This window comes from bacterium (genome assembly GCA_016873475.1).
In the GTDB taxonomy this organism is placed as follows: Bacteria; Krumholzibacteriota; Krumholzibacteriia; order JACNKJ01; family JACNKJ01; genus VGXI01.
This window is the reverse complement of sequence record VGXI01000336.1, coordinates 1-2407: the sequence shown is the minus strand read 5'-3', so window position 1 is coordinate 2407 and position 2407 is coordinate 1. Positions and strand designations below refer to the sequence as shown.

1 protein-coding gene is annotated in these 2407 nt (G+C 68.7%); it reads right to left on the bottom strand.

The window, feature by feature from the left end; translation table 11 throughout:
• Window positions 1-2407 (bottom strand): DNA polymerase III subunit alpha (dnaE, locus tag FJ251_15500; protein ID MBM4119108.1); only part of this gene is annotated, 2407 nt, incomplete at both ends.

Genomic DNA, 2407 nt, shown 5'->3' with positions numbered 1-2407 from the left:
CAGGTCGACGTGCTCGCAGAGGTCGAACAGGTCCGTGAAGTCGCGGCCGAGCTGCTCGCGGCAGGCGGCGATGACCTCGATGGCCGTCGCTCCCACGCCGCGCACGGCGCCCAGCCCGAAGACGACCTGCCCGTCGCGCACGCCGAACTCCGGGCGCGGCCGGTTGATGTCCGGCGGCACGATGCGCAGCCCCAGCGCCTTGCACTCGTCGATGAGCTGCGTGATGCGCTCGCTCTTGCGCATCTCGGTGGTCATCGTCGCGGCCATGAACTCGGCCGGGTGGTGCGCCTTCAGCCAGGCGGTCTGGATCGACAGCAGCGCGTAGGCCGCCGAGTGGCTCTTGTTGAAGCCGTACTCGGCGAAGAACTCCATCTCCTCGTAGATCTCGGTGGCGACGCGCTGGTCATGGCCGCGCGCGCGGGCGCCCTCGATGAACTTCACCTTGAGGGCCGCCATGATGTCGGCCTTCTTCTTGCCCATCGCCTTGCGCAGCGTGTCGGCCTCCCCCATGGTGAAGCCGCCCATCGCCGCGGCGATCTGCATCACCTGTTCCTGGTAGAGGATCACGCCGTAGGTGTCGCGCAGGATCGGCTCCAGCGCGGGATCCTTGTACTGCACCCGCTGCCGGCCGTGCTTGCGCTCGACGTAGGCCTTGTCCATGTCCGCGCCCAGGGGCCCCGGGCGGTAGAGCGCGCAGATGGCGGTGATGTCGTCCCAGCCCGTGGGCGCCATCTTGCGCACCAGCTCCTGCATGCCGCTGCTCTCGAGCTGGAAGATGCCGACGGTGCGGCCCTCCTGCAGCAGCTTGAAGGTCCGCGGATCGTCGGTCGGGATGCGATCGGCCGCCAGCCGCTCGCCCGTCGTCTCGGCGATCAGGTCCAGCGCCTTGTCGATCACCGTCAGGGTGCGCAGGCCCAGGAAGTCCATCTTGAGGAGCCCCAGGGCCTCGCTCATCTTCATGTCGTACTGGACGGTGACGTCGCCCTTCGTGCTGCGGTAGAGCGGCGCGTGCTCGACCAGCGGCGACGGCGTGATCAGCACGCCCGCGGCGTGGATGCCGGTGTTGCGGTTGAAGCCCTCCAGCACCAGCGCGTTGCGCAGCAGCTTGGCGTGGTCGGGCGACTCCTCGGCCACCTCCTTGAGGCCGGGCGCCTCGTCGATGGCCTTCTGCAGGGTGATCCCCAGTTCCTCGGGCACGAGCTTGCTGATGCGGTCGCCCTCGGCGAAGGGGAATTCCAGCACGCGCGCCACGTCCTTGAGGACCGCGCGGGCCGCCATGGTGTTGAAGGTGATGATCTGCGAGACGTTGTCGCGTCCGTACTTGCGCGCCACGTACTCGATGACCCGCCCGCGTCCCTCGAAGCAGAAGTCCACGTCGATGTCCGGCATCGAGATGCGCTCGGGATTCAGGAAGCGCTCGAACAGCAGCTGGTGGCGGATGGGGTCGACGTCCGTGATGCCGACGCAGTAGCAGACCAGGCTGCCCGCGGCCGAGCCGCGGCCCGGTCCCACCGGCACGTCCATGCGGCGGGCCGCGTCGATGAAGTCCCAGACGATCAGGAAGTAGCCGGCGTACTTCGTCTGGCGGATGACCCCCAGTTCGTAGTCCAGCCGCTCGCGCAGCTCCGGCGTGACCGTGCCGTATCGGCGCGGCAGTCCTTCGCGCGCCAGGTGGGCCAGGTAGTCGTCGGCCGTGGCGAAGCCGTCCGGCAGCGGAAAGGCCGGCAGCAGCAGCTTGCCCAGCTCCAGCTCGAATTCCACCTGGTCGGCGATGTGCAGCGTGTTGGCGACCGCCTCCGGCCAGTCGCGGAACAGCGCCAGCATCTCCTCGCTGGACTTGAAATAGACCTCGGGCGTGTGGCTGCGCCAGCGCGACGGGTCGTTCAGCGTCTTGCCCGTCTGCAGCGCCATGAGGATGTCGTGCGCCTCGTGATGCTCGCGCTCCAGGAAGTGGCAGTCGTTCGTGGCCACGATGGGGCAGCCCGTCTGCCGCGCCACCTCGGGCATCAGCTGGCGGATCCGTTCCTCGTCGGGCAGCCCGTGGTTCTGGATTTCCAGGTAGTAGTGATCCCGGCCCAGGATGTCGCGGCACCCCGCCGCCGCCTCCACGGCGGCGGCCACGTTGCCGCTGCGCAGGTGGAAGTTCGGCTCGCCGCTCAGGCAGGCCGACAGCCCGATCAGCCCGTCGGCGTGGCGCGCGAGGATCTCGCGGTCGATGCGCGGCCGGTAGTAGAAGCCCTCGAGGAAGGCCGCCGAGGCCAGCTTGACCAGGTTGCGGTAGCCCGCCTGGTTGCGGGCCAGCAGCACCATGTGGAAGCTCTTGTTCTCGCGCTCGGCGGTCCGGTTGTGCCGGTCGCCCGCGACGTACGCCTCCATGCCGATGATCGGCTTGATCCCCTGCTTCTGG